Source organism: Kocuria sp. CPCC 204721 (genome assembly GCF_040980945.1).
In the GTDB taxonomy this organism is placed as follows: domain Bacteria; phylum Actinomycetota; class Actinomycetes; order Actinomycetales; family Micrococcaceae; genus Kocuria; species Kocuria marina.
In genome coordinates this window covers 88,499-110,520 of the sequence record NZ_JAVKPO010000005.1, presented here as the reverse complement: position 1 = coordinate 110,520, position 22,022 = coordinate 88,499, and the positions used below count along the sequence as shown (strand labels likewise).

The window sequence follows — 22,022 nt, the reverse complement described above, 5'->3', positions numbered from 1 at the left end:
CGGTTCGGTGGGAGCGTGCCGGTTGACCGGCCCGGCACCAATTTACCCGCGTCGCGGGGCACTTCCGCCCCCTCCCCCGTAAATCACCTGCGCAGCCCGTGACCCGCGATCCGAGGAGCCGATGTGTTCGAGATCCTGCTCAACGCGGTCTTCGTGGTGCTCCTGGTTGATGTCGTGGTCGCGTTCGTGGTCACGGCCCGCCGCCCCGTCACCGACCGCTGGCTGTTGTCGCTGCTGCTGAGCGGTACCACCGGCGCCGCGCTCGTGGCGCTGCTGACCGTGCTGCTGGGCCCGCGGCGTCGTCGCGATTCCCGGACGTGGCCGTGGTGCTGATCGGGCTGGCCTCGCTCACGGCCGTCGTCCGACTGACCGCGGCGCGCACCCCCCCGGTGCCGCTCGGGGCGCGAGGACGAGCCCCGCGCCGCTTGGAGGCGGTGACGGCGCATGATCACCGGCCTCAGCGCCGTCCTGATCGTGTGCGGAGTGTTGTTCTTCACCGCGGGCACGGCAGATGAGCCCAGCGCGCCCGGCACCGCGGACCCGAGGCGGCCCGCCCCGTGACCGAACTCATCGCCCTCGACGTGGCCCTCGGCGTCGCCGTGCTCGCGACCACCGCGGCCACCGTGCTCCCCCGTGCGCAGCGTGCAGGCCATGTCCTTCCTGGGTCTGGGGGGTGCTCATGATCCTCGTGTGGCTGCGGCTGGGCAGCTCGGACTCCGGCGGTGCGTTTCAGTCCGGGGCTGTGCTGGCAGGCGCGCTCATCCTGCTGCGCAGCGCCGGGGTGCCCCTGGACCGGCTGACCGGCCGGTGGCTACGGCCCCTGCTGATCGTGGGCATGATCGGTTTCATCCTGACCGGGGCGCTGGCCGTCTCGCTCGGTGACGCGCGGCTGGGGTGGTCCCCGGAATGGTCCTTCGCGGCCATGCTCATCGTGGAGATCGCGCTGACCGCCGGGATCGTGCGTGTGGTGGACGACGTGTACGGGATCCACGTGGCCTCGGAACTGGGCGTGCTCACCCCGTTGCTGATCGTCGCGTGCTTAACCATCCTGTACGGCTCCTACCAGGCCCTGCGCCAGGAGGACCTCAAGAAGCGGCTCGCGTACTCCACCGTCTCGCACGTCAGCTACGTGGTGGTCGGGATCTCCCTGGTCACGCTCGCGGGGACCACGCGCGGTGTGGTGCACCTGGTGCACCAGGGACTCATGAAGATCGCCCTGTTCTTCTGCGCGGGACTGTTCGCCGAGGCCCTGGGCATCACCAAGCTTTCGCAGATGCACGGTCTGGGTCGGCGCATGCCGTGGACCTCCGCGGCCTTCACCGTGGGCGCTTTCGGCATGATCGGTCTGCCCGTGACCGCCGGTTTCGTGTCCAAGTGGATGCTGGGCCTGGGTGCCCTGGAGTCGGAACACCCCTGGGTCGTGGGCGTGCTGATCGCCTCGTCTCTGCTCAACGCCATGTATTTCCTGCCGGCGGTCTACCACATGTGGTTCCGCGACCCCGCTGACCAGGATGCTTCCCCTGCGACGTCCGGCGGCAGCACGGCCGCGCAGCCCGGTGCGACCGTCGTGATGCGGGAACCGGCCAGCCTGCTGGTGCCCACCGTGATCACCGCGGCCGCGTCCGTGTTCGTGGGTCTCGCGGCATCGCTCGAGTTCGCTCCGCTGCAGATCGCCCGCCAGGTTGCAGAGGGGGTGCTCGGCTGATGCTCTTCGCCCTCACGTTCCTGGTCCCGATCGCGGTGGTCGCCGTCGTGGTGCTCGCGGGAGTGCTCCCGGCACAGCGCGCGGCGCCCGTGCGCCGCGGCGCCGCCCTATGTGCCCCACTGGCCGCGGTGCCGGCCGGGCTGCTGGCGGTGTTCGGTGGCGGCGAGTCCGTGGACGTCCCGTGGTTGTTGTTCGGCACCCGCTTCTCAGTGGACGCCGTGGCCCGGCCCCTGTTGTCGATCGCCGCGCTGCTGTACGGCGGGCCCCTGCTGGCCCTGACGTAGCTCAAACTGCGCCACACCGAACGGCACCACGGTGCGCTCACCGCCTTCATGCTCTTGTCCTTCGTGGGCAACATCGGCACGTACCTGGCCGCCGTCGCTGGCGCCCTGCTGACCCCGGACGCGTTCGACACGCACGTGTCCAAGGAAGCCGTATCGCCCATCTCCGTACTGGGAGTGGGCCTGGACTCGATCCTGCCGCTCGTGGCCACCGGTTCCACCCTGCTGCTCATGCGGTTCACATGGCTGGTATGGACGGCGGAGCGCGATCCGCGCCGCAGGCCCGACGGCGAATTGGTCTCGTGGTTGCTCGTGGCCGCGGCGGGCATCGTGGTGCCGTGGCACGGGGCTGGGGGTCGTTCTGGACCGCGGCCGCGCGCACGTAGCTCCGGCGCGCGGCGGGGACGCTCACGTTGCTCGGGTGGTTCTTGTGGCAGTCCGCGCGCGGCGGTGTGGACGTGGCGCTGCGCGCCGTGGACCCCGACCCGGGACTCTGACCAGCGAACGCGCCACCGCCCATGCCCGCGGTGGTCACGGCACACGCATGATCGCGCATGAGTGATCGGGGCAGTCATGATCGGACCGCCCCTCGGGAACGTCACCCCACCGGGACGAACGCCGTACGAGGGTCAGTCCGCGCTGCGCCACGCGGGATCGCATGCGCAGCGGTCCCGGGACCAGGTGTCGGAGATCAGCTCGAGAGTCTCGTCCCCCAGGGGGTTCATCCCCGGACCGGCCGCGAGGCTGTGCCCCACGAGCACGTGCAGGCACTTCACACGCGTGGGCATGCCGCCCGCGGAGATCCCCTCGATCTCGGGAACCTCGCCGATCCCCGCTTCCTCCCCGATCCGGCGCCGCTGCTCCAGGTAGTGCTCGTGCGCGGCCCGGTACCGCTCGGCGAGTTCCGGGTCCTCGGTGATCCGGTCGGACATGCCGTACATGGTGCCCTCGGCCTCGAGCCGGGACACCGCGGACGTGATCACGGGGTGCGTGAGGTAGAAGACCGTGGGGAACGGGGAACCGTTGCTCAACCGGGGGGCCGTGGCCACGACCAGCGGGTTCCCGCACACGCAGCGCGCCGCGATCTCCACGACGTCCCGCGGGGGCCGACCCAGCTGGTGTCCCACCACGGTGCGGTCCTGATCGGTCACGGACGGGCGGTGTTCATGGGCCGCTGCGGTCACTGATTGCCACTTCCTCGGGTCTGCGGTTCAAGGGTGATCTGTTCGGGCGGGTACGCGGAGTCCACCACGGACTGCCACAGCCCGTCCGCCCACGCCGGCTTGCTAGCCTCGACCTGCTCGGCGGAGGATTCGACGCTCTGGCGCACGCCCGGTTGCGCGCCGAGCACCAGGTAGGCGTTCTCCCCCGGCATCACGTAGGACATCCGCTCACGCGCTTGTTGCTCCACGTAGGAGTCGTCCCCCCACAGTTGTTCCTCGTGCTTGAGCTGCTGTTGTCGCTCTTGTTCGTGGGCGATGCTCTGCTGCAGCGCGGAGATCTGCGCGCGCTGGTCGAAGAAGATCTTGGTGGTGGGCGCGGCCAGGAACACGATGAGCGTGGCCACCACGATCAGGGCCACGAGGCGCCCGTTGAACGAGTGGGCGGGTGTGGGGGCCGCGAGCGTCGACGAGCCGCCAGCGCTGTCCTGGGAGGGGGTGTCCCTCAGCGAGTCCCGTTTCGCGGACCGTTGCGTGTCCCGCGGAGGGTTGCGCCGAGCGTCCCGCGAGCGCCCGCCGCGCGGTTCGCGCGGGGTGTCGTCAGCGGGTTCGGGGCCCATACGGGGGATCCGCGGGCGGGGTCCGACCATGGGTGCCTCCCGGGTGACGTGGGTGGTTCGTGCTCGGTCAGTCTACCCGCAGCACGACGCCGCCCGGCCCCGGGAACGGGGCGAGCGGCGTCGTCGTCAGGGAACCCACGGCGGCACGGGGGCCGCCGCACAGCTCACTTGCCGGTGAAGCGGGGGAACGCGGAGGCGCCGGCGTAGGTCGCGGAATCGCCGAGCTCCTCCTCGATGCGCAGCAGCTGGTTGTACTTCGCCACGCGCTCGGAACGCGCCGGGGCACCGGTCTTGATCTGACCCGCGTTCACGGCCACGGAGATGTCCGCGATCGTTGTGTCCTCGGTCTCGCCGGAACGGTGGGAGATCATGCAGCGGTAGCCGTTGCGCTGGGCGAGCTCGATCGCGTCGAAGGTCTCGGTGAGGGAGCCGATCTGGTTGACCTTCACGAGCAGGGCGTTGGCCACGTGCTCGTCGATGCCGCGACCCAGGCGCTCCGGGTTGGTCACGAAGAGGTCGTCACCCACGAGCTGGACCTTGTCCCCGATGTGCTCGGTGAGCGCTGCCCAGCCCTCCCAGTCGTTCTCGTCCAGGGGGTCCTCGATGGACACGAGCGGGTACTTCTCGACCAGCTCGGCGTAGTACCGGGACATGTCTTCGGCCGAACGCTTCTGGCCCTCGAAGGTGTAGGAACCCTTCTCGTGGAACTCGGAGGACGCCACGTCCAGGGCCAGCGCGATCTCCTGACCGGGCTTGTACCCGGCCTTCTCGATGGCCTCGAGGATCAGGTCCAGCGCGGCGGCGTTGGACTCCAGGTTCGGGGCGAATCCGCCCTCGTCACCCAGACCGGTGGACAGCCCGCGGTCCTTGAGCACGGACTTGAGGCTGTGGTAGACCTCCACGCCCCAGCGCAGGGCCTCGGAGAACGTGGGAGCACCGATCGGGGCGATCATGAACTCCTGGATGTCCACGTTGGAGTCCGCGTGGGAACCGCCGTTGAGGATGTTCATCATGGGCACCGGCAGCACGTGCGCGTTGGGCCCGCCCAGGTACTTGTACAGTTCCAGGTCTGCGGAGCTCGCAGCCGCACGGGCGATCGCCATGGAGGCGCCCAAAATCGCGTTGGCGCCCAGCTTGGCCTTGTTGTCGGTACCGTCCAGTTCCAACATGGCCTGATCCACGGCGCGCTGGTCGGAGGCGTCCAGGCCCACCACGGCCTGCTCGATCTCCTCGTCCACGGCGTGGACGGCGTCCAGCACGCCCTTGCCCAGGAAGACCTTCTTGTCGCCGTCGCGGCGCTCCACGGCCTCGAACTCACCGGTGGACGCGCCGGAGGGCACGGCCGCGCGCCCGAAGCTGCCGTCCTCGAGCAGTGCCTCAACCTCGACCGTGGGGTTGCCACGGGAGTCCAGAATCTGGCGGGCTTGCAGCGCAATGATCATTGCCATGAAAATCTCCTTGTCGGTCGTCGACCCGTGGGGCGGTCCCCCGGTCTTTAGCCTACCGAGCATCGCTGGGTGCGGGCGATAAAGGTGCGTCGTGGTCACGCACGAACCGTCGCACCGCCGTCCGCAATGCGCGCTCGGCGTCGAGGCCGCGCGCGGAGCTGTCCTGCACGCGGCGGAACAACTCCTCCCCCAGCGCGTCCTCCTCCGCCTGCCGGTCCTGCTCGTCCGACTCGGGGCGCGGTTCCGGGAGCCCGGCCACGCCGTGCCGGCGCGCCTTGGACAGGGCCTTCTCGGCGTACGCGAGCGCGGGCAGCGCCGGCGGGATGCCGTCGAAGATCCGCGTGCGCTGGGGTTTCTCGCGGCGTTTCACGGCGTCCCAGCGCGCGGCGAGTTCCGCATCGCTCGGTGTCCCGTTGCCGACGACGCCGCTCGCGCCCGTGACATCCGAGCCAGTGCCGCCTGGGCTGGCACTGTCCAGGGTGGTGCTCTCGACAACGGTGCTGTCCGCAGCGGTCGCCTTCACAGCGCCCGCAGTCGCAGCGGTCGTCCCCGCGGCCTGGCGCGCCGCGGCGTCGTCGCCCGGTGAGAACACCGCGGGGTGGCGCCGCACGAGCTTGTCCGTGACCGCGGCCAGCACGTCCGAGATGTCGAAGCGCTGCCCGTCGGGGTGTTCCTGGCCGATGCGCGAGTGGAAGACGACCTGCAGCAGCACGTCCCCGAGTTCCTCCACGAGCTCGGTACGACGCCGCTCGGACGGCTCGAGCGCCTCGACCGCCTCCACGACCTCGTAACTCTCCTCCACGAGGTAGCGCAGCAGCGACTCGTGGGTCTGGGCGGCATCCCACGGGCACCCGCCCGGCGAACGCAAGCGGTCCATGACGGCGAGCAGCCGCTCGAACTCCGCGCCCGGTGCGGAGCCTCGGTCCGGCGCCACCGGGTCATGGGCGGTCATGTTTCCCGTCCTGGCTTTCTGCGCCGACTCATCGTGCGGGGTCACAGACCCCGCGGGCGCCTCTCGTGTCGGTTCCTCGGGCGCCGTCATGCGTCCTCACCCGTCACGTGGCGTTCGAGCCATTCCTGATAGGCCCGCGGCACGAACGCCGCGCGGGCCGCGTTGCGCTGCACCGCGACCAGATCGGCCTCGTCCCACCCCGCCTGCTCACGCAACAGCTCGAGCTCGTTGCCCACGGAGGTGTCGCTCATAAGCCGGTTATCCGGGGAGATCGTGACCGCGAAGCCGTGCCGCAGAAACCGGGTGGCCGGGTGATGGGCGATGTCGTCCCCCCACACCGCGCTCGCACCGGTCTGCAGGTTGGAGCACGGGCAGACCTCCAGCGCGATCCTGCGGTCGCGGATCCACCGGGACAGCGGCGACCGCGCGTCGGGGTCCTCGTTGAGCAACTGCACGCCGTGACCCAGGCGCAGGGCGCGCCCGGCGGTGAGCGCATCCGCCATGGACTCCGCACCGTCCGCTTCACCCGCATGCAGCGTCACGGGGATGAAGTTCTCCGCGAGTAGGTCGAGGGCCGATTGGTGGTCCGACGCCGGGAAACCGCGCTCGGGTCCGGCGAGGTCGAACGCGACCACCGACCCGGGTGCAGGTTCGCCGGGGACGCCCCCGTGCGACGTCGTGGTGTCAGACGCCGCGTGGTCGGAGACCGCGTGATCGGACGCCGCGGCACGCACGCGGCGCACCACGAGCTCGGCGATCTCGAGAGAGCGGTCCAGGTGGCGCATGGCGCACAGGATCTGCACGACTGAGAGGTGACCGCCCGCGGCCTTGACCTCGGCCACGCCCTCGGCGAGACCGGCCTGCACGGCATCCACGGCGGCGTCGAGCGTGAGCCCACCGGCCACGTGCTGTTCCGGGGCCCAGCGCACTTCCGCGTGCACGATCCCGTCCGCCGCGCAGTCCGCGACGTACTCGCGGGCCACCCGGCGCAGCGCGTCCGCGGTCTGGGTCACGGCCACGGTGTGCGTGAAGGTCTCGAGATATCGCTCCAGACTGCCTGAGTTCGCGCTGTCCCGGAACCAGCGACCGAGCGCGGCGGGGTCCGTGGCGGGCAGCTCATGGCCGAAACCTGCGGCGAGGTCGATGATCGTGGCCGGTCGCAGCGCGCCGTCCAGGTGATCGTGCAGGCAGATCCGGCGGTGTGGCCCGAGGCCCCCGTCCGTGGTGCGGTCGGGGGCCTCGGGAGTGGTTCTCGTGGTCATGGATCAGTAGTTCCAGTCCTGCAGTGCCTCGTTCACGTGCTCCGGGATGTTGGAGCCGGTGCGCGGGTACATCCGCAGCTCCTCGAGATAGTTCTGCCCCGGCAGGCGCTGCTCGTAACGAACGAAGGCCTCCTCGTCCGAGTAGTCGAACGTGACCTCGGGCGGGACACCCGGGCGGAAGCGGAACATCATGGCCAGCGGTGCGCCGGAGCCCTCCACGTAGGAGTCGTCCTTGAGCTCCTGGACCTTGAGCAGTTCCTCCGGAACCAGCTCGAAGGTCGGACGCTGATCCCAGAACCCGTTGAGGCGCACGTGGGTCAGCGCGTCGTAGTACGTGCCCAGGGCGCGCACACGGATCAACACGGTGGAGACGTCCCGCGCGGTGCCCTCGGAGTCGAACAGGTGCCGCTGCGCGTCCGCCAAGCGGGAGACCACGTCACCCGTGGTCAGCGCGAGGTTGCCCGGGGCCAACGCGTCCGGGTCGAGTCCCTGCTCCGGCTCGGCCCCGCGGTACGACGGCGCCACGTCCGTGGCGAGCGCGACCTGCGGTGCGCTCGCGGGGTCGTCCTCGGTGTCCTGCGCAGAGGCGCCGGGCACGAGGTTCTCGGCGGGTTCCATGCCGAACTCGGACTCGTCCACGTGGGCCGGGAGGTCCTCGGGGCCGGACTCCTCAGCGGTGTTCCGCGCACCGAGCTCGGTCTCGTCCGCGGTGGACATGCCCACCACACCGGCGCCCACGGCCTGGGCGGCGGAATCAAAGTGCACGTCGTGCGCGGTTTCGGGCTGCTCGTCCGAGAGGTCCTGATCCGCGGACTCGTACTCCGTGGCGTCCTGAGCGGGGGCGACCTCGGAGGACTCGTCGGTCTCGGTGGCGCGTTCCTCGATCGCGTCGGTCCCCTCGGGGCGATCCTCCGGGGTCAGCGCGACGGGCTCGGCGTCGAGCGCCGGATCGCGCTCCTCGAACTGCCCCTGCTGATCGAGTTGCTCCGATTGCTGGAGCTGTTCGGACTCCTCGTGCTGCGTCGCGAACTCGGCGGCATCCCGATCGGTCACCGCGGGCGCCTCGAGGAATTCGTCCTGCGCGACCGGGGCCGCGGGCTCGACGAACTCAGGCTGCTCGGGCTCGTGCACCGCGGCGGGTGCGGGGGCGGTGCCCTCGGCGACCACGGGGGCCGCGTGACCGGCTGTGAGCACCTCGCCGTCCTCGGCGGGTTCACTCGGGCCGTGTTCGGGAACCACGCGCACGGCGTCGTCGTCGGCCAGCGCGGTGTCAGCGGGAACGGTCCCGGCGGCGGGCCGGGAGTCCTCGGCGGGCGCGCCGTCGACGACGGAGGCCCCGGCCACCGGGTCATGCTGCGACGCCTCCGCCGGGGCACCGTGCACATACTGCTCCGTGCGGGACTCTCCGTTGGGGAAGTCGTAGGTCACGGTGATCTCGCGCTGCCCGTCGTGCGGGTTGGCGGCGATCAGGTCCAGCTGACGCCACGGCCCCACGGGGGTGTTCATGGCCTGGGTGTAGAGATCCGCGACGTCGTCGAACAGCGGCGAGCCCTGGTCCACGGTGCCGTTCTCGACCTCGTCCTGGGCGTCCCCGACGGCCTGGCGGGTCTGGTGCGTCATAATGTTGCCCGACTGCACGAGGGTCAGCCGTGCACGGTCCGCGCCACGGGACAGCAGCAGCTCCACGAGGTTGCGCAGCGCGCCGGACTCCGGCAGCGCCACGGCGTTCGGATCGGGACGACGCGGCGCGTTCTCCTGGGCATGCTGCGGTGCCTCGGGAGCGCCCTGCGCGCTCTGGGGAGCGGCCGCAGGGTCGACGGGGCGGGCGCCGGGAGCCGGCTGGGGTGTCGGGGTGTCGTTCTTCTTGCTGCGGAACAGATCTCTCAGACCCACGTGTTCGTTTCCCTTTCAGAGCCGGGCTTGGTTTCCTGCAAAGTATAGGTGGCGCGGGCTCCGCCGATACCGGGAACCGGGCCCGTGCGCCGGTCCGTGACGGGCTCGACGTCGCTCCGCCCCGGTTACAGGTTCTCCGGCCCGAAGGCGTCCGGGAGCACCTGGTCCATGGGTCGGACCCCGCCGACCGTGAGCAGTTCCATCCCGGGGGCGCGGTGTTCGTACAGCAACTGGCGGCAGCGCCCGCACGGCATGAGCACCTCACCGTGGCCGTCCACGCACACGAACGCCACGAGCTTGCCCCCGCCGGACATGAACAGCGCGCTCACCATGGAGCACTCGGCGCACAGGGTCACCCCGTACGACGCGTTCTCGATGTTCGCACCCGTGACCACGCGGCCGTCGTCTACGAGCGCGGCCGCTCCGACCGGATATTGGGAATACGGCGAATAGGAGTGCGCCAGGGCGTCCGTGGCGGCACGCTGCAGGTCACGCCACGTGGTTTCGTCCACCGGGTTGTGGGATTCACTCATGATCGTTCGCTCTCCTCGTCGCTCGGTCTTCAGGATTGCTCGGTTCCGTATTCGCTCGGTCTCGCGGTCGAACTGCCGCACGACGACGCCGCGTGGCCGTGCGAGCGGCGCATGCGCCGGCGTCGTCGTACCGTGGTGCGCGTCATTCCTTGGTGTACGGCTCGCCCGAGGCGGCCGGGCCGCGGGAACGGCCCACGAGACCCGCCACCGCGAGGATCGTGACCACGTACGGCAGCATGGCCAGGAACTGGCTGGGCACAGGGGTGCCCAGGAAGGACAGGATGGATTCCAGGTTGGATGCGAAACCGAACAGCAGGGACGCGAGCAGCGCACCCACGGGGTTCCAGCGGCCGAAGATCAGCGCGGCCAGGGCGATGTACCCGGCGCCCGCGGTCATATCGCGCGTGAACGCGGAGACCGAGACGAGCGTGTAGAACGCCCCGCCCAGACCGGCCACGGCACCGCCCAACAACACGTTGCGCACGCGCAGCGCATTCACCGAGACACCCAGGGTGTCCGCGGCCTTGGGGTGCTCCCCCACCGCGCGGGTACGCAGACCCCATCGGGTCCGGTACAGCGCGAACCACACCACGATCACCGCGAGGTACATGATGTAGCCGATCACCGACTGGTCGAACAGCACGGGACCCACCACGGGGATCTCGGCGAGGACCGGGATGCGCACGTGCGGCAAGCGGTCCGGTGCGTTGAAGGACGCGGCGTTGGGCTCGAGCACGGTCGCGAAGAGGAACCCGGTCAGGCCGGAGACGAGCACGTTGAGCACCACGCCCACGATCACCTGGTTCACGCGGTAGCGGATCGCGAACAGCGCGAGCACGGCGGCGACCAGCACCGCTCCCAGCATCGCCGCGAGCAGACCCACCCAGGGGTTGCCGGCCACGGTCCCGGCGACCGCGGCGGAGAACGCACCGAAGAGCAGCTGGGCCTCGATCGCGATGTTCACCACGCCCGAGCGCTCACACAGCAGACCGCCCAAGGAACCGAACACGAGCGGCGTGGCGAGTGCCACGGACCCGGCGAGCAACGCCGTGATGGAGATGCTGGGCGTCTGGGCGGTGCCCACGATCCACACCAGGAACCCGGTCACGAAGAAGAAACCGGCCACGATCACCGCCCAGCGCGGCAGCTTGCGCGCCTGCACGGCCGCGTACACCGCGAGGGCGGCGAGCACGATCGTGACTACCCAACCGTAGGGGGCGGAGGGCACGGAGACGTCGGGCAGGCGGATGGCACCGCCGTCATTCGAGAACCGGAAGTCCACCCTCTGCCCGGAGGCGTTCAGCGCGAAGACGATCAGGGACACGAGCGCCAGGACACCCAGACCGATTGCGGGCCGCAGGGTCCGCACACCCACGGCGCGGTTCGCGGCGGAGGTGGCCAGAGCGGCTTCGGGCGCGTGCTCCGGAGATCCGGACGAAGGACCGGAGGACTGCGAAGTGATAGCGGTACTCACGCGGCGGCCTCCTGCGAGCGACGGGTAGCGAACTTGAATAGCGGGGGCAGCGCCACGAACAGCACGATCAGGGACTGCACGACCAGCACGATGTCGATGTTGGTCCCCGTCATGGACTGCATGGTCACGCCACCGGCGCGGAAGGCCCCGTAGAGGATGCCCGCGAAGAACGTCCCCCACGGACGCGAGCGGCCGAGCAGGGCCACGGTGATCGCGTCGAAGCCGAAGGACGCGGCCACGCCCGAGGTCAGCGAGTGCTCCGTACCGGCGATCTGCGCGGTACCCGCGAGCCCGGCCAGCAGGCCGGCGAGGAGCATGACGACGACAAACCCGCGGGTCACGGAAATGCCCGCGGTACGCGCGGCGCGGGGGTTCGCTCCCACGGCGCGCAGCTCGAAGCCCACGGTGGAACGGTTGAGCAGCCACGCCACGGCCACGGTGGCCAGCACGGCCACCACGAAGCCCCAGTGCAACCGGAAGTGGTCACCCAGCAGCTTGGGGAACATCGCGGTGTCCGCGACGGGCGGGCTGATGGGGTTGGACGAGCCCTCGCGCTGAAACCCCGGCAGCGTGAGCAACCACGCCACGAGGTTCAGGGCCACGTAGTTGAGCATGATCGTGAGGATGACCTCATGCGCGCCCGTGCGCGCCTTGATCAGTCCCACGATCCCGCCCCACACGGCACCGCCCGCGGCGCCGGCGACGACGACGGCGAGCAGGTGCAGTCCCACGGGCAACTGCCACGCGAAACCGACCCACGCCGCGAGCGTGGCACCGATCAAGATCTGTCCCTGGGCGCCGATGTTGAACAGCCCGGCCCGGAACGCGAGGGCCACGCCCAGACCCGCGAGGATCAGGGGGGTCGCCACGGTCAGGGTCTCGGTCAGCGGGTACAACCGGTCCGCGAGCGTGCTGCCGTTGGGGTTATACACCGCGCCGTAGAACATGGCGATGTACGCGCTCGAGGCCGCTCGCCACATCGCGGAGAGCGTGTCCCCGGGGCGGGCGAAGAAGTACCCGGCGGCCTGGCGGACGCGCTCGTCCGTGACTGCGATCAGCAGCCCGCCCAGGATCAGCGCCACGACGACCGCGAGCACCGACTGCAGGGTGGAGCCCAGCAGGGTGCGGCGCGGGTCCTCAGCGGAGAGTTCGGTGGGTGGCGGGGCCGAGACCTGATCGGAGGTGGCCGGTGCGGTGGACGCGCTCATGCCGTGCGGTTCCCCTCGGGTCGGTCGGTGGTTCGGTCGGCGGGGTGGGCGCCGGGATCGAGGCCGTCCCCATCCAGGGTGACGGCAGCGGCGTCGCCCGCGTGAGCGGGAGCGGTCGCGGGTGCGGCCGTCGAGCCGCCCGCGGGGGCACCCGCCGGGGAGCCGCCGTCGTCGTGCGAGTGATCCCACGGCGCGGGCGGCAGCACGCTGTCCGCGGGCTCACCGGCCATCATGCGCCCAAGGGCCTCGCGCGGGGTGTCCGGGCCCACGATACCCATGAGGCGACCGTGGAAGAACACCGCGATGCGGTCCGCGAGTGCGTAGATCTCGTCCAGTTCGGTGGACACGATGAGCACCGCGGTGCCCTTGTCCCGCTCGGCCACGATGCGCTTGTGGATGAACTCGATGGATCCCACGTCCACGCCGCGCGTGGGCTGGGACGCCACGAACAGTTTGAGGGGCCGCCCGAGCTCGCGGGCGATCACGACCTTCTGCTGATTGCCGCCGGACAGCGTGGCCACCGGAGAGTCCACGGATCCGGTGCGGATGTCGTACTCGTTCACCTCGGAGCCGGCGTGCCCACTGATCGCACCGAGGCGCAGGGACGGTCCCGCCGCGAACTCCCGTTCCCGGTAGCGGTCCAGCACGAGGTTCTCGGCCACGGTGAAGGTGCCCACGAGTCCGTCCATGGAACGGTCCTCGGGCACGAAACCCACACCGCTGGCCAGGATCTCCCGGGTGCGCAGCCCCACGAGTTCCTGCCCGTCCAGGCGCGCGGAACCGCTCACCTGCTCCTCGAGTCCCACGAGGGCCTGGGTGAGCTCGGTCTGTCCGTTGCCCTGCACACCGGCCACGGCCAGGATCTCGCCGGGCGCGACGTCGAATTCCACGTCGTCCAACAGGACGACGCCGTTGTCCCCCACCACGGTGAGCCCGCGCACCTCGAGCGCGGTACCGGTGGTGTGGGCGGTGTCCTTGGCCACGGTCAGGGAGACGTCACGGCCCACCATGAGCGCCGCGAGCTCATCCGTGGACGTCTCAGGGCCCACCTGTCCGACCACTTCCCCGCGGCGGATCACGGTGATCACGTCCGACACGGCCCGGACCTCGCGTAGCTTGTGGGAGATGAACACGATGGACGTGCCGTTGTCCCGCAGTTGCCGCATGATCTCGAGCAGCTCGTCCGTCTCCCGCGGGGTCAGCACGGCCGTGGGCTCGTCGAGAATCAGCACCTTGGCGTCCCGCACGAGGGCCTTAATAATCTCGACCCGCTGTTGGACGCCCACGGGCAGGTCCTCGACCACGGCGTCCGGGTCCACCGCGAAGCCGTAGCGTTCGGAGATCTCCCGGATCCGGGCCCGGGTGGTCTCCAGGTCCAGGGACATCCCGCGCGTGTTCTCGTGACCCAGGGCCACGTTCTCGGCAACCGTGAAGACCGGGATCAGCATGAAGTGCTGGTGCACCATGCCGATCCCGGCCGCCATGGCATCGCCGGGGCCGGAGAAACTGACGGGCGCGCCGTCGATCTCGATCGTGCCGGACGTGGGCTCGTACAGCCCGTACAGCACGTTCATGAGCGTGGACTTGCCCGCACCGTTCTCACCGAGCAAACAGTGGATCTGATGTGGTTCCACCGTGAGGTTCACACGGTTGTTGGCGGTGAAGTCACCGAACTTCTTGGTAACGTCCGTCAGTTTCAACTGCACTGTTCTGCTCCTGCCGGGCCCGCCCGCTCAGGCGGTGGGGGCGTTCTTGGACTGCACCGTGACCTTGCCGTCGATGATGTCCTGCTTGAGCTGCTGGACCTGCTTGTCGAGGTCCTCGCTGACCTCGTCCTGCTGGTCGTGGTAGGGGGCCAGGCCCACACCACCGTTCTCGAGCGTGCCCACGTACTGGGTGTTGTCGAAGTTGCCGTCCGCGGCCTGCGTCACGACGTCCTCGACCGAGGTGGACATCTCCTTGAGCACGGACGTGAGCAGGAACTCCTTGCCGGCGTCCAGGGTCTCGTAGCCGTCGGTGTCCGGCCAGATCAACCGGACGTCCTTGCCGCTGCGGTTGGCCTCGGTCACGGCGTCCACGGTGCCCTGGGCCGCCTGGCCCGCGACGGGCAGCACCACGTCCGCGCCCTCGCCGATGAGGTTCTGCGTGACGGTCTTGGCCTTGGAAGAATCCTGGAACGAGCTCAGGAACGTGCCGTTCTGGGAGTCCTTGTTCCACCCGAGGACCTGCACGTCCGCCTTGTTCTTCTCGTTGTAGTACTTCACCCCGTCCGCGAAACCGTCCATGAACACGGTCACGGTGGGGATGTCCATGCCGCCGTACGTGGCGACCTTGCCCGTCTCGGACGTGCCCGCCGCGAGGTACCCGGCCAGGAACGCCGCCTGGGCGGTGTTGTAGACGATGGGCTTGACGTTGTCCGCCTTGATCGAGTTGTCGTCCACGATCGCGAAGTGCTTGTCCGGGTTGGCCGCGGCCACCTTCTTGGTGGTGTCCGCGAGCAGGAAGCCCACGGAGACCGTGAGGTTGCAGCCCTGCTGCGCCATGGAGGTCAGGTTGGGCTCGAACTCCGTCTCGGACTGGGACTCGGCCTGGCTGATCTGGATGCCCTTGTGCTCCTCGGCGGCCTTGAGGCCCTCATAGGAGCTCTGGTTGAAGGAACGGTCCTGGAAACCGCCGTCGTCGGAGACGATGCAGCCCTTGAAGTCGGAGGCCTGGGCGCTGCTGTCGCCGGCGTTGTCCGGGGCGGCACCGCAACCCGCCAGGACCAGGCCGGTGACCCCGGCCAGGCCAAGCGTCCCCAGGGTGCGCAAACGTCGAGTGGTCATGAGGTCCTCCGGTCGGACTGGGATCAGATGTGGGTCGTGACCCGGGAACACAGTGCACGGGTCACCGGCCCGTGCCCCCGGGCGGTGACCCGTGCAGTGAGCCGGGTCATAGGTCAGCTCAGTGTAGCCCCGGAAGTACCCAGCAGTACGCTCACCGCGGGCGTGTCAGGACTGCGGGGCGTCCGGCGTCGTCGTCGCGTCCGCGAGCTCGCGCACGCGCAAGCGGATGGCGCGCAACGCCGTGGAGGCCATGACCTGCACGCCGCAGCCGATCGCCTCCTCCTGAGGGGCGTAGTCGGACTGGTGCAGGTCGTAGGTGCGGCCGCCGGGAGCCCGGGTCCCCAGGCGCATCATGGCGCCGGGGACGTGCTGCAGGAACCACGCGAAGTCCTCCCCGCCCATGGACTGCTCCACCAGCAGGATGCTCTCCTCCCCCAGCTCCGCTCGCGCGGCGATCTCCAGCAGGGTGGTCTCGGTCTCGCCGTTGACCACCGGCGGCACACCCCGGATGTGCTCGAGGTCCACGTTCACGCCGTACGGTGCGGCCACCTGCTCCACGACCTCGTCCAGCATGTCCCCGGCGCGCGACCACGCGTCCGCGTCCAGGCAGCGCATGGTCCCGGACATGAAACCGGACATGGGGATCGCGTTGGGTGCCACACCTGCGTGGATCTGACCCCACACCACGGCCACCCCGGAGCGCACGTCCACGCGGCGGGAGAGCACCGCGGGCACGTTGATCGCGATCTGGCTCATCGCGTAGACCAGGTCCTCGGTCAGGTGCGGGCGGGACGTGTGCCCGCCGCGTCCGGACAGCTCGATCCGGATGGTGTCCGACGCCGAGGTGATCGCCCCGATGCGCGTGCCTACCTGGCCCACGTCCACCTTGGGTTCGCAGTGCAGGGCGAACATCCGCGGCACGCCGGCCAGCACGTCCTCCTTGATGATGGTCAGGGCGCCGCCGGGCAGTTTCTCCTCGGCCGGCTGGAAGACCACGCGCACGGTGCCCGCGAACGGGGACGAACGGTGCACGTCGGCGAGCACGCGGGCCACCCCGAGCATGACCGTGGTGTGGATGTCGTGACCGCACGCATGCATCACGCCCTCGTTGACGGACGCGTAGTCCAGGCCCGTGTCCTCGAGGATGGGCAGGGCGTCGATGTCCGCGCGCAGGCCCACCATCACGGGCCCGCGACCCACGTCCACGTAGCACCCGGTGCGTTCGAAGCGCACGGGGTGCAACCCGGCGGCCTCGAGGGCGTGCACGATCCGGTCCGTGGTGCGGTACTCCTCGTAGGACAGTTCCGGGTGCTTGTGGATGTCCCGGCGGAAGCGCACGAGGTCCGGGAGGTAGTGCGAGAGCAGGGGGCCGATGGCCGGGGGCAGTCCGATGTCGTCGGCGGACGGCAGAGGCAGATCCAACATGTGTGTCACAGTACCGCCGGGACCCCGCGCGGTGATTCAGCGCGGGCGGCGGCGGGGCTCACAGGACGTCCGTGTCGCCGTTGCGCTTGAGGGAGTCCACCGCGTTCTTGACCCGTTGCGCGTGCTCGGCCGTGGTGACCAGCAGGGCATCCGGGGTGTCCACGACCACGATGTCCGCCACGCCGATTAGCGCGATCAACCGCCCCGTGTCGGACACGACGATCCCGGAGGACTCGTCCGTGAGCACACGGTTGTTCTGGCCCAGGATGGACACTGGCGCGTCCGTGCGCGGGTCCACCTTGTTGAGCCGGTTGATCGCCGCGAAGTCCCCCACGTCCTCCCACGTGAAGTCCCCGGGGACCATGGCCACGTCCCCGGCCGCGGCGGCGGGTTCGGCCACGGCGTAGTCGATCGCGGTCTTGGTCAGGGTGGGCCACACCTTGTCCACGACGGCGTCCCGCTCGGGGGTCTCCCACGCGTCCGCGATTCGGTCCAGGCCCCGCGCGAGCTCGGGTTCGCTGCGGCGCAGGTAGGAGAGCATGAGACCCACGGGCGCCACGAACATGCCCGCGTTCCACGTGTACTTTCCGCTGGCCACGTAAGCGCGCGCGGTCTCCTCGTCCGGCTTCTCCACGAACTGCTCCACGGCGAGCGCGTGGGGTGCCTGATCGAGTCCCAGGGACTGCCCCGCCTTGATGTAGCCGAAGCCCGTGGCGGGCGACGACGGCGTGATCCCGATCGTGACGATGCGTCCGGTGTCCGCCGCGCGCACCGCTTCCTTGACGACCTCCTGGAACGCCGAGGCGGGCTCCACCACGTGGTCCGCCGCGAACGAACCGATGATCGCGGTGGGGTCGCGGCGCTCGATGAGCGTGCACGCGAGGCCGATCGCCGCCGCGGAGTCCTTGGGGGACGGCTCGAGCACGAGGTCGTCCGCCGTGAGCTCGGGCAGCTGTTCCTGCACCGCCCCGGCGTGGGAGCGCCCGGTCACGACCATGACCGGACCGGCGGACAGACCCGCGAGCCGGTCAAAGGTGGCCCGCAGCAGGGACGAGCCGGAGCCCGTGAGGTCCAGCAGGAACTTGGGGGCATCCGCACGGGACAGCGGCCACAGCCGTGAACCCACCCCGCCCGCGGGGATGAACGGATGGAAACGTTGCAATGGCGAAGTCACGACGGTCAGTGTACGGCCCCCTCCCCCGGCGGCCCTGGATGCGTCACCCGTGACATCCCGGGGTACGGGCCGCACACGGGCCGGGTGTGCCCACCCACGACGCGGCCGGCCGGCCCACGGGGACTTCCCGTGAGCCTTCGCGGACCCGACCCCGCGCCCGGGCGAGAGAGTCCCGCGAAGGCCCCGTGAGACGTCGCCGGCGGACCTTACGCACGGGGGTCGTGGGGCCGCTCGGGCGCGTATCACGGGCCGCTTGGGGGCCGCTTGACGGCCGCTCGCGGGGCGTTCGGACGGCGCGCGGCCGGAGCCGATTCAGACACAGAACAATGCGCTAATTCCGCGCTATTCCGGGGGGCACACTTGCAGACACGTTGTCAGGAAATGTGCGGGGGGCTGGTATCTTTAACGAGAACTACCGCATCATCCATGACAGAGCCAGCCAGGGCTCCGCCATCGCCGTGCACTCGCGCGAGAACGCTGCCTTCTTCTTCGACCATTCTTCGGTGCGCACGACGACGAGCGACACAGGGAGGACATTCCGTGGCGAACTCAACCAGGGGCACCCTTTACCGCGGCCAGTACGGCATGTGGTCTTGGGTCGCCCACCGTATTACCGGCGTGGCCATCTTCTTCTTCTTGCTGGTCCACGTCCTCGACACCGCTCTCGTGCGTGTATCCCCCGAGGCGTATAACGCAGTGATGGCGACCTACAAGAACCCCGTGATGGGTCTCGGCGAGGCCGGCCTCGTGGCCGCGATCGTCTACCACGCCTTCAACGGCCTGCGCATCATCCTGATCGACTTCTGGAAGGGTGGGACCAAGAACCAGAAGGGTCTGCTCTGGGGCGTCATCGCCCTCTGGGTCATCGTGATGATCCCGTTCCTCATCCGTCACCTCTCAGTCGTTTTCGGGGGTTAATTCCGTGAGCACTCCTCTTAAGACCAAGATCAGCGTCCCCCGCAGCCGGGACCTTCAGGTGGACGGCGTGAAGTACAACCGCGCCGGTTCGTCCCGCAGCAGCTTCGAGATGATCGCGTGGCTGTTCATGCGCATGTCGGGCGTGGTGCTGCTCGTGCTCGTGTTCGGTCACCTCTACGTCAACCTCATGGTGGGGGACGGCGTGCACGCGATCGACTTCGGATTCGTGGGCGGCAAGTGGGCCAACCCGTTCTGGCAGGTCTGGGACCTGGTCATGCTGTGGCTGGCCATGCTCCACGGAACCAACGGTATCCGCACCATCATCGACGACTACGCCGATCGCAACACCACCCGCTTCTGGCTCAAGGTGCTGCTCTTCGTGGCCTCGGGCTTCGTGATCCTGCTGGGCACCATGGTGATCTTCACCTTCGAGCCGTGCCCCGCCGGTGCGGACCCCGCGCTGCTGGCGTCCTTCTGCCCCGGAGCGTGATCGCGGCCACGGCAGAGCCCCCGGCTCCGCCGTCGTGCGTCGTCCCGGCCCGAGCGGCCGGGACCCGATACTTCTCCCACTCACCCACATAGAAAGAACATCTGGTATGCAGGTTCACAAGTACGATGTGGTAATCGTCGGCGCCGGCGGCGCCGGCATGCGTGCCGCCATTGAATCCGGCCAGCGCGCCCGCACTGCCGTACTGACCAAGCTCTACCCCACGCGCTCCCATACCGGTGCGGCCCAGGGCGGCATGTGCGCCGCCCTCGCCAACGTCGAGGAGGACAACTGGGAGTGGCACACGTTCGACACCGTCAAGGGTGGCGACTACCTGGTGGACCAGGACGCCGCGGAGGTCATGGCCAAGGAAGCCATCGACGCGGTGCTGGACCTGGAGCACATGGGACTGCCCTTCAACCGCACCCCCGAGGGCAAGATCGACCAGCGTCGCTTCGGTGGGCACACCCGCGACCACGGTAAGAACCCCGTCCGCCGCGCGTGCTATGCCGCGGACCGTACCGGTCACATGATCCTGCAGACCCTCTACCAGACGTGCATCAAGCACAACGTGGAGTTCTACAACGAGTACTACGTCCTGGACCTGATCATGGTGGACACCCCGGAGGGCCGCCGCCCCGCCGGTGTGGTCTCCTACGATCTCGCGACCGGCGAGCTGCACGTGTTCCAGTGCAAGTCCGTGATCTTCGCCTCCGGTGGCGCGGGCAAGGTCTTCAAGACCACGTCCAATGCCCACACCCTCACGGGCGACGGCATGGCGATCGCGTTCCGCAACGGCCTGCCCCTCGAGGACATGGAGTTCGTGCAGTTCCACCCCACGGGCCTGGCGGGCCTGGGCATCCTGGTCTCGGAGGCCGCCCGTGGTGAGGGTGGCATCCTGCGTAACTCCGAGGGTGAGCGTTTCATGGAGCGCTACGCCCCCACCATCAAGGACCTGGCCCCCCGTGACATCGTGGCCCGTTCCATGGCCAACGAGGTCCGTGAGGGCCGCGGTTGCGGCCCCAACAAGGACTACGTCCTGCTGGACCTGACCCACCTGGAGCCGGCGCACATCGACGCCAAGCTCCCGGACATCACCGAGTTCGCCCGCACCTACCTGGGTGTGGAGCCCTACACTGAGCCGGTGCCCGTGTTCCCCACCGCGCACTACTGCATGGGTGGCATCCCCACCGACATCAAGGGCGAGGTCTTCCAGGACTCCGAGAACACGGTTCCCGGTCTCTACGCCGCTGGTGAGGTCGCGTGCGTGTCCGTGCACGGCTCCAACCGTCTGGGCACCAACTCGCTGCTCGACATCAACGTGTTCGGCAAGCGCTCCGGAATCTACGCCGCGGAATACGCGCGGGACGCCGAGTTCCTGCCGATCCCCGACAACGCCACCGAGCGCACCGAGGCGCTGCTCAACAACGCGCGCAGCCCGCACGGTGACGAGAAGGTCGCGGCCATCCGCAAGGACCTGCAGGACACCATGGACGCCAACATGCAGGTGTTCCGCACGGCCGAGACCATCCAGACGGCCCTGGACGACATCGCCGCTCTGGAGGAGCGCTACTCCCACATCTCCATCCAGGACCAGGGCAAGCGGTTCAACCTGGACCTGCTGGAGGCCGTGGAGCTGGGTTTCCTGCTGCAGCTGGCCAAGGTGATGTCCGTGGCCGCCCTTCACCGCGAGGAGTCCCGCGGTGGTCACTTCCGCGAGGACTTCCCCAACCGAGACGATGAGAACTTCATGGTCCACTCCATGGTGTACGAGGACCCGTCGTCCCCCACCGCGGGAATCCGGCAGGAGACCAAGCCGGTGATCATGACCCGCTACGAGCCGATGGAGCGTAAGTACTGATGTCCACTGCAGCCACCGAGAACCAGACCCAGGACGCTCAGAAGCCCGGCGACAAGGGCGAGGAGTCGATCCCCACGTACGACGTGGTGCTCAAGGTCCGCCGCTATGATCCCGAGTTCAGCTCCGAGGCGCACTGGGATGAGTGGAACCTGACCATGTACGGCACCGACCGCGTGCTGGACGCCCTGCACAAGGTCAAGTGGGAGCTGGACGGTTCCCTGTCCTTCCGCCGCTCGTGCGCACACGGCGTGTGCGGCTCGGACGCCATGCGCATCAACGGCCGCAACCGGCTCGCGTGCAAGACCCTTCTCAAGGACCTGGACCTGTCCAAGCCCATCCTCGTGGAGCCCATCAAGGGCCTCCCGTGCGAGAAGGACCTGATCGTGGACATGGAACCGTTCTTCCAGTCCTACCGCGAGATCATGCCGTTCCTGGTGAACGAGGACCACACCCCCACCGGAGAACGCTTCCAGTCCCAGGAGGACCGCGCGCGCTTCGACGACACCACCAAGTGCATCCTCTGCGCCGCGTGCACGTCCTCGTGCCCGGTGTTCTGGACGGACGGGCAGTACTTCGGCCCGGCCGCGATCGTCAACGCGCACCGGTTCATCTTCGACTCGCGTGACCAGGCCGGTGACATGCGCCTGGAGATCCTCAACGATAAGGAAGGCGTGTGGCGCTGCCGCACCACCTTCAACTGCACCGAGGCATGCCCCCGCGGCATCCAGGTGACCAAGGCCATCGCCGAGGTCAAGAAGGCGGTCTTCGCCTCCGCCTTGTGACCCCTCGTGGCACG

21 protein-coding genes are annotated in these 22,022 nt (G+C 69.2%); 8 read left to right on the top strand and 13 right to left on the bottom strand.

All coding sequences use genetic code 11. The features are described 5' to 3' along the window. The first annotated feature begins 123 nt into the window (after nt 1-123). The 4 genes from RF637_RS06880 (at nt 124) to RF637_RS06865 (ending at nt 2,544) form a co-directional block, all read left to right on the top strand. Complete coding sequence (locus RF637_RS06880; protein ID WP_368844455.1) at nt 124-333, top strand: hypothetical protein; 210 nt, start codon at nt 124-126, stop codon at nt 331-333. Between the two features lie 346 nt (nt 334-679). Next, nucleotides 680-1,705: a proton-conducting transporter membrane subunit gene (locus tag RF637_RS06875; RefSeq protein ID WP_368844454.1), complete on the top strand. Its 1,026-nt coding sequence runs from the start codon at nt 680-682 to the stop codon at nt 1,703-1,705. Then, nucleotides 1,705-1,989 (top strand): hypothetical protein, encoded by a 285-nt coding sequence (locus RF637_RS06870; RefSeq protein ID WP_368844453.1) that lies wholly within the window; start codon nt 1,705-1,707, stop codon nt 1,987-1,989. Before RF637_RS06875 ends, RF637_RS06870 begins: the two co-directional genes overlap by 1 nt. Before the next feature lie 48 nt (nt 1,990-2,037). Beyond that, nucleotides 2,038-2,544: a hypothetical protein gene (locus RF637_RS06865; protein ID WP_368844452.1), complete on the top strand. Its 507-nt coding sequence runs from the start codon at nt 2,038-2,040 to the stop codon at nt 2,542-2,544. A 71-nt stretch (nt 2,545-2,615) separates the two neighbouring features. Here RF637_RS06865 and RF637_RS06860 read toward each other — a convergent pair whose 3' ends face one another. The 13 genes from RF637_RS06860 to RF637_RS06800 form a co-directional block, all read right to left on the bottom strand. Continuing rightward, complete coding sequence (locus RF637_RS06860; RefSeq protein WP_368844451.1) at nt 2,616-3,170, bottom strand: DUF501 domain-containing protein; 555 nt, start codon at nt 3,168-3,170, stop codon at nt 2,616-2,618. Continuing rightward, nucleotides 3,167-3,796: a septum formation initiator family protein gene (locus tag RF637_RS06855; protein WP_064847171.1), complete on the bottom strand. Its 630-nt coding sequence runs from the start codon at nt 3,794-3,796 to the stop codon at nt 3,167-3,169. The genes RF637_RS06860 and RF637_RS06855 overlap by 4 nt, the downstream gene beginning before the upstream one ends. A gap of 134 nt (nt 3,797-3,930) precedes the next feature. Continuing rightward, nucleotides 3,931-5,214, bottom strand: a complete 1,284-nt coding sequence (gene eno / locus RF637_RS06850) for a phosphopyruvate hydratase (protein ID WP_035963725.1) — start codon at nt 5,212-5,214, stop codon at nt 3,931-3,933. 52 nt (nt 5,215-5,266) lie between these two features. Beyond that, nucleotides 5,267-6,166, bottom strand: coding sequence for a MazG nucleotide pyrophosphohydrolase domain-containing protein (locus tag RF637_RS06845; protein WP_368844450.1), 900 nt, complete (start codon nt 6,164-6,166; stop codon nt 5,267-5,269). An 86-nt stretch (nt 6,167-6,252) separates the two neighbouring features. Continuing rightward, the gene (locus RF637_RS06840; RefSeq protein ID WP_368844449.1) at nt 6,253-7,428 is read right to left on the bottom strand and encodes an adenosine deaminase; all 1,176 of its coding nucleotides are present in this window, start codon (nt 7,426-7,428) and stop codon (nt 6,253-6,255) included. 3 nt (nt 7,429-7,431) lie between these two features. Then, nucleotides 7,432-9,321 (bottom strand): hypothetical protein, encoded by a 1,890-nt coding sequence (locus RF637_RS06835; RefSeq protein ID WP_368844448.1) that lies wholly within the window; start codon nt 9,319-9,321, stop codon nt 7,432-7,434. 125 nt (nt 9,322-9,446) lie between these two features. Further along, on the bottom strand, nt 9,447-9,854 hold the full coding sequence (locus tag RF637_RS06830; RefSeq protein ID WP_368844447.1) for a cytidine deaminase: 408 nt from the start codon (nt 9,852-9,854) through the stop codon (nt 9,447-9,449). 142 nt (nt 9,855-9,996) lie between these two features. Further along, nucleotides 9,997-11,256: an ABC transporter permease gene (locus RF637_RS06825; protein ID WP_052160803.1), complete on the bottom strand. Its 1,260-nt coding sequence runs from the start codon at nt 11,254-11,256 to the stop codon at nt 9,997-9,999. Nucleotides 11,257-11,324: 68 nt separating this feature from the next. Next, nucleotides 11,325-12,536, bottom strand: coding sequence for an ABC transporter permease (locus tag RF637_RS06820; protein ID WP_035963734.1), 1,212 nt, complete (start codon nt 12,534-12,536; stop codon nt 11,325-11,327). After that, nucleotides 12,533-14,242 carry an ABC transporter ATP-binding protein gene (locus RF637_RS06815; protein WP_368844446.1) on the bottom strand — a complete coding sequence of 570 codons (1,710 nt, stop codon included), beginning with the start codon at nt 14,240-14,242 and terminating at the stop codon, nt 12,533-12,535. The genes RF637_RS06820 and RF637_RS06815 overlap by 4 nt, the downstream gene beginning before the upstream one ends. Before the next feature lie 27 nt (nt 14,243-14,269). Next, entirely contained in the window at nt 14,270-15,361 is a 1,092-nt protein-coding gene (locus RF637_RS06810; protein WP_035963736.1) for a BMP family protein, read from the bottom strand. Between the two features lie 165 nt (nt 15,362-15,526). Then, nucleotides 15,527-16,786, bottom strand: coding sequence for an amidohydrolase (locus RF637_RS06805; protein ID WP_052160783.1), 1,260 nt, complete (start codon nt 16,784-16,786; stop codon nt 15,527-15,529). A 58-nt stretch (nt 16,787-16,844) separates the two neighbouring features. Further along, the gene (locus tag RF637_RS06800; protein ID WP_085107023.1) at nt 16,845-17,960 is read right to left on the bottom strand and encodes a mannose-1-phosphate guanylyltransferase; all 1,116 of its coding nucleotides are present in this window, start codon (nt 17,958-17,960) and stop codon (nt 16,845-16,847) included. Nucleotides 17,961-18,500: 540 nt separating this feature from the next. On the opposite strand from RF637_RS06800, the gene sdhC reads away from it, so the two are divergent. The 4 genes from sdhC to RF637_RS06780 all read left to right on the top strand — a co-directional run bounded on the left by sdhC (nt 18,501) and on the right by RF637_RS06780 (nt 22,008). Next, nucleotides 18,501-18,878: a succinate dehydrogenase, cytochrome b556 subunit gene (gene sdhC / locus RF637_RS06795; RefSeq protein WP_082943437.1), complete on the top strand. Its 378-nt coding sequence runs from the start codon at nt 18,501-18,503 to the stop codon at nt 18,876-18,878. A 4-nt stretch (nt 18,879-18,882) separates the two neighbouring features. Continuing rightward, nucleotides 18,883-19,368, top strand: coding sequence for a succinate dehydrogenase hydrophobic membrane anchor subunit (locus RF637_RS06790; RefSeq protein ID WP_035963740.1), 486 nt, complete (start codon nt 18,883-18,885; stop codon nt 19,366-19,368). Nucleotides 19,369-19,474: 106 nt separating this feature from the next. Continuing rightward, complete coding sequence (sdhA, locus tag RF637_RS06785; RefSeq protein ID WP_064847180.1) at nt 19,475-21,226, top strand: succinate dehydrogenase flavoprotein subunit; 1,752 nt, start codon at nt 19,475-19,477, stop codon at nt 21,224-21,226. Continuing rightward, on the top strand, nt 21,226-22,008 hold the full coding sequence (locus tag RF637_RS06780; RefSeq protein ID WP_064847181.1) for a succinate dehydrogenase iron-sulfur subunit: 783 nt from the start codon (nt 21,226-21,228) through the stop codon (nt 22,006-22,008). The genes sdhA and RF637_RS06780 overlap by 1 nt, the downstream gene beginning before the upstream one ends. The last annotated feature ends 14 nt before the right edge of the window (nt 22,009-22,022 follow it).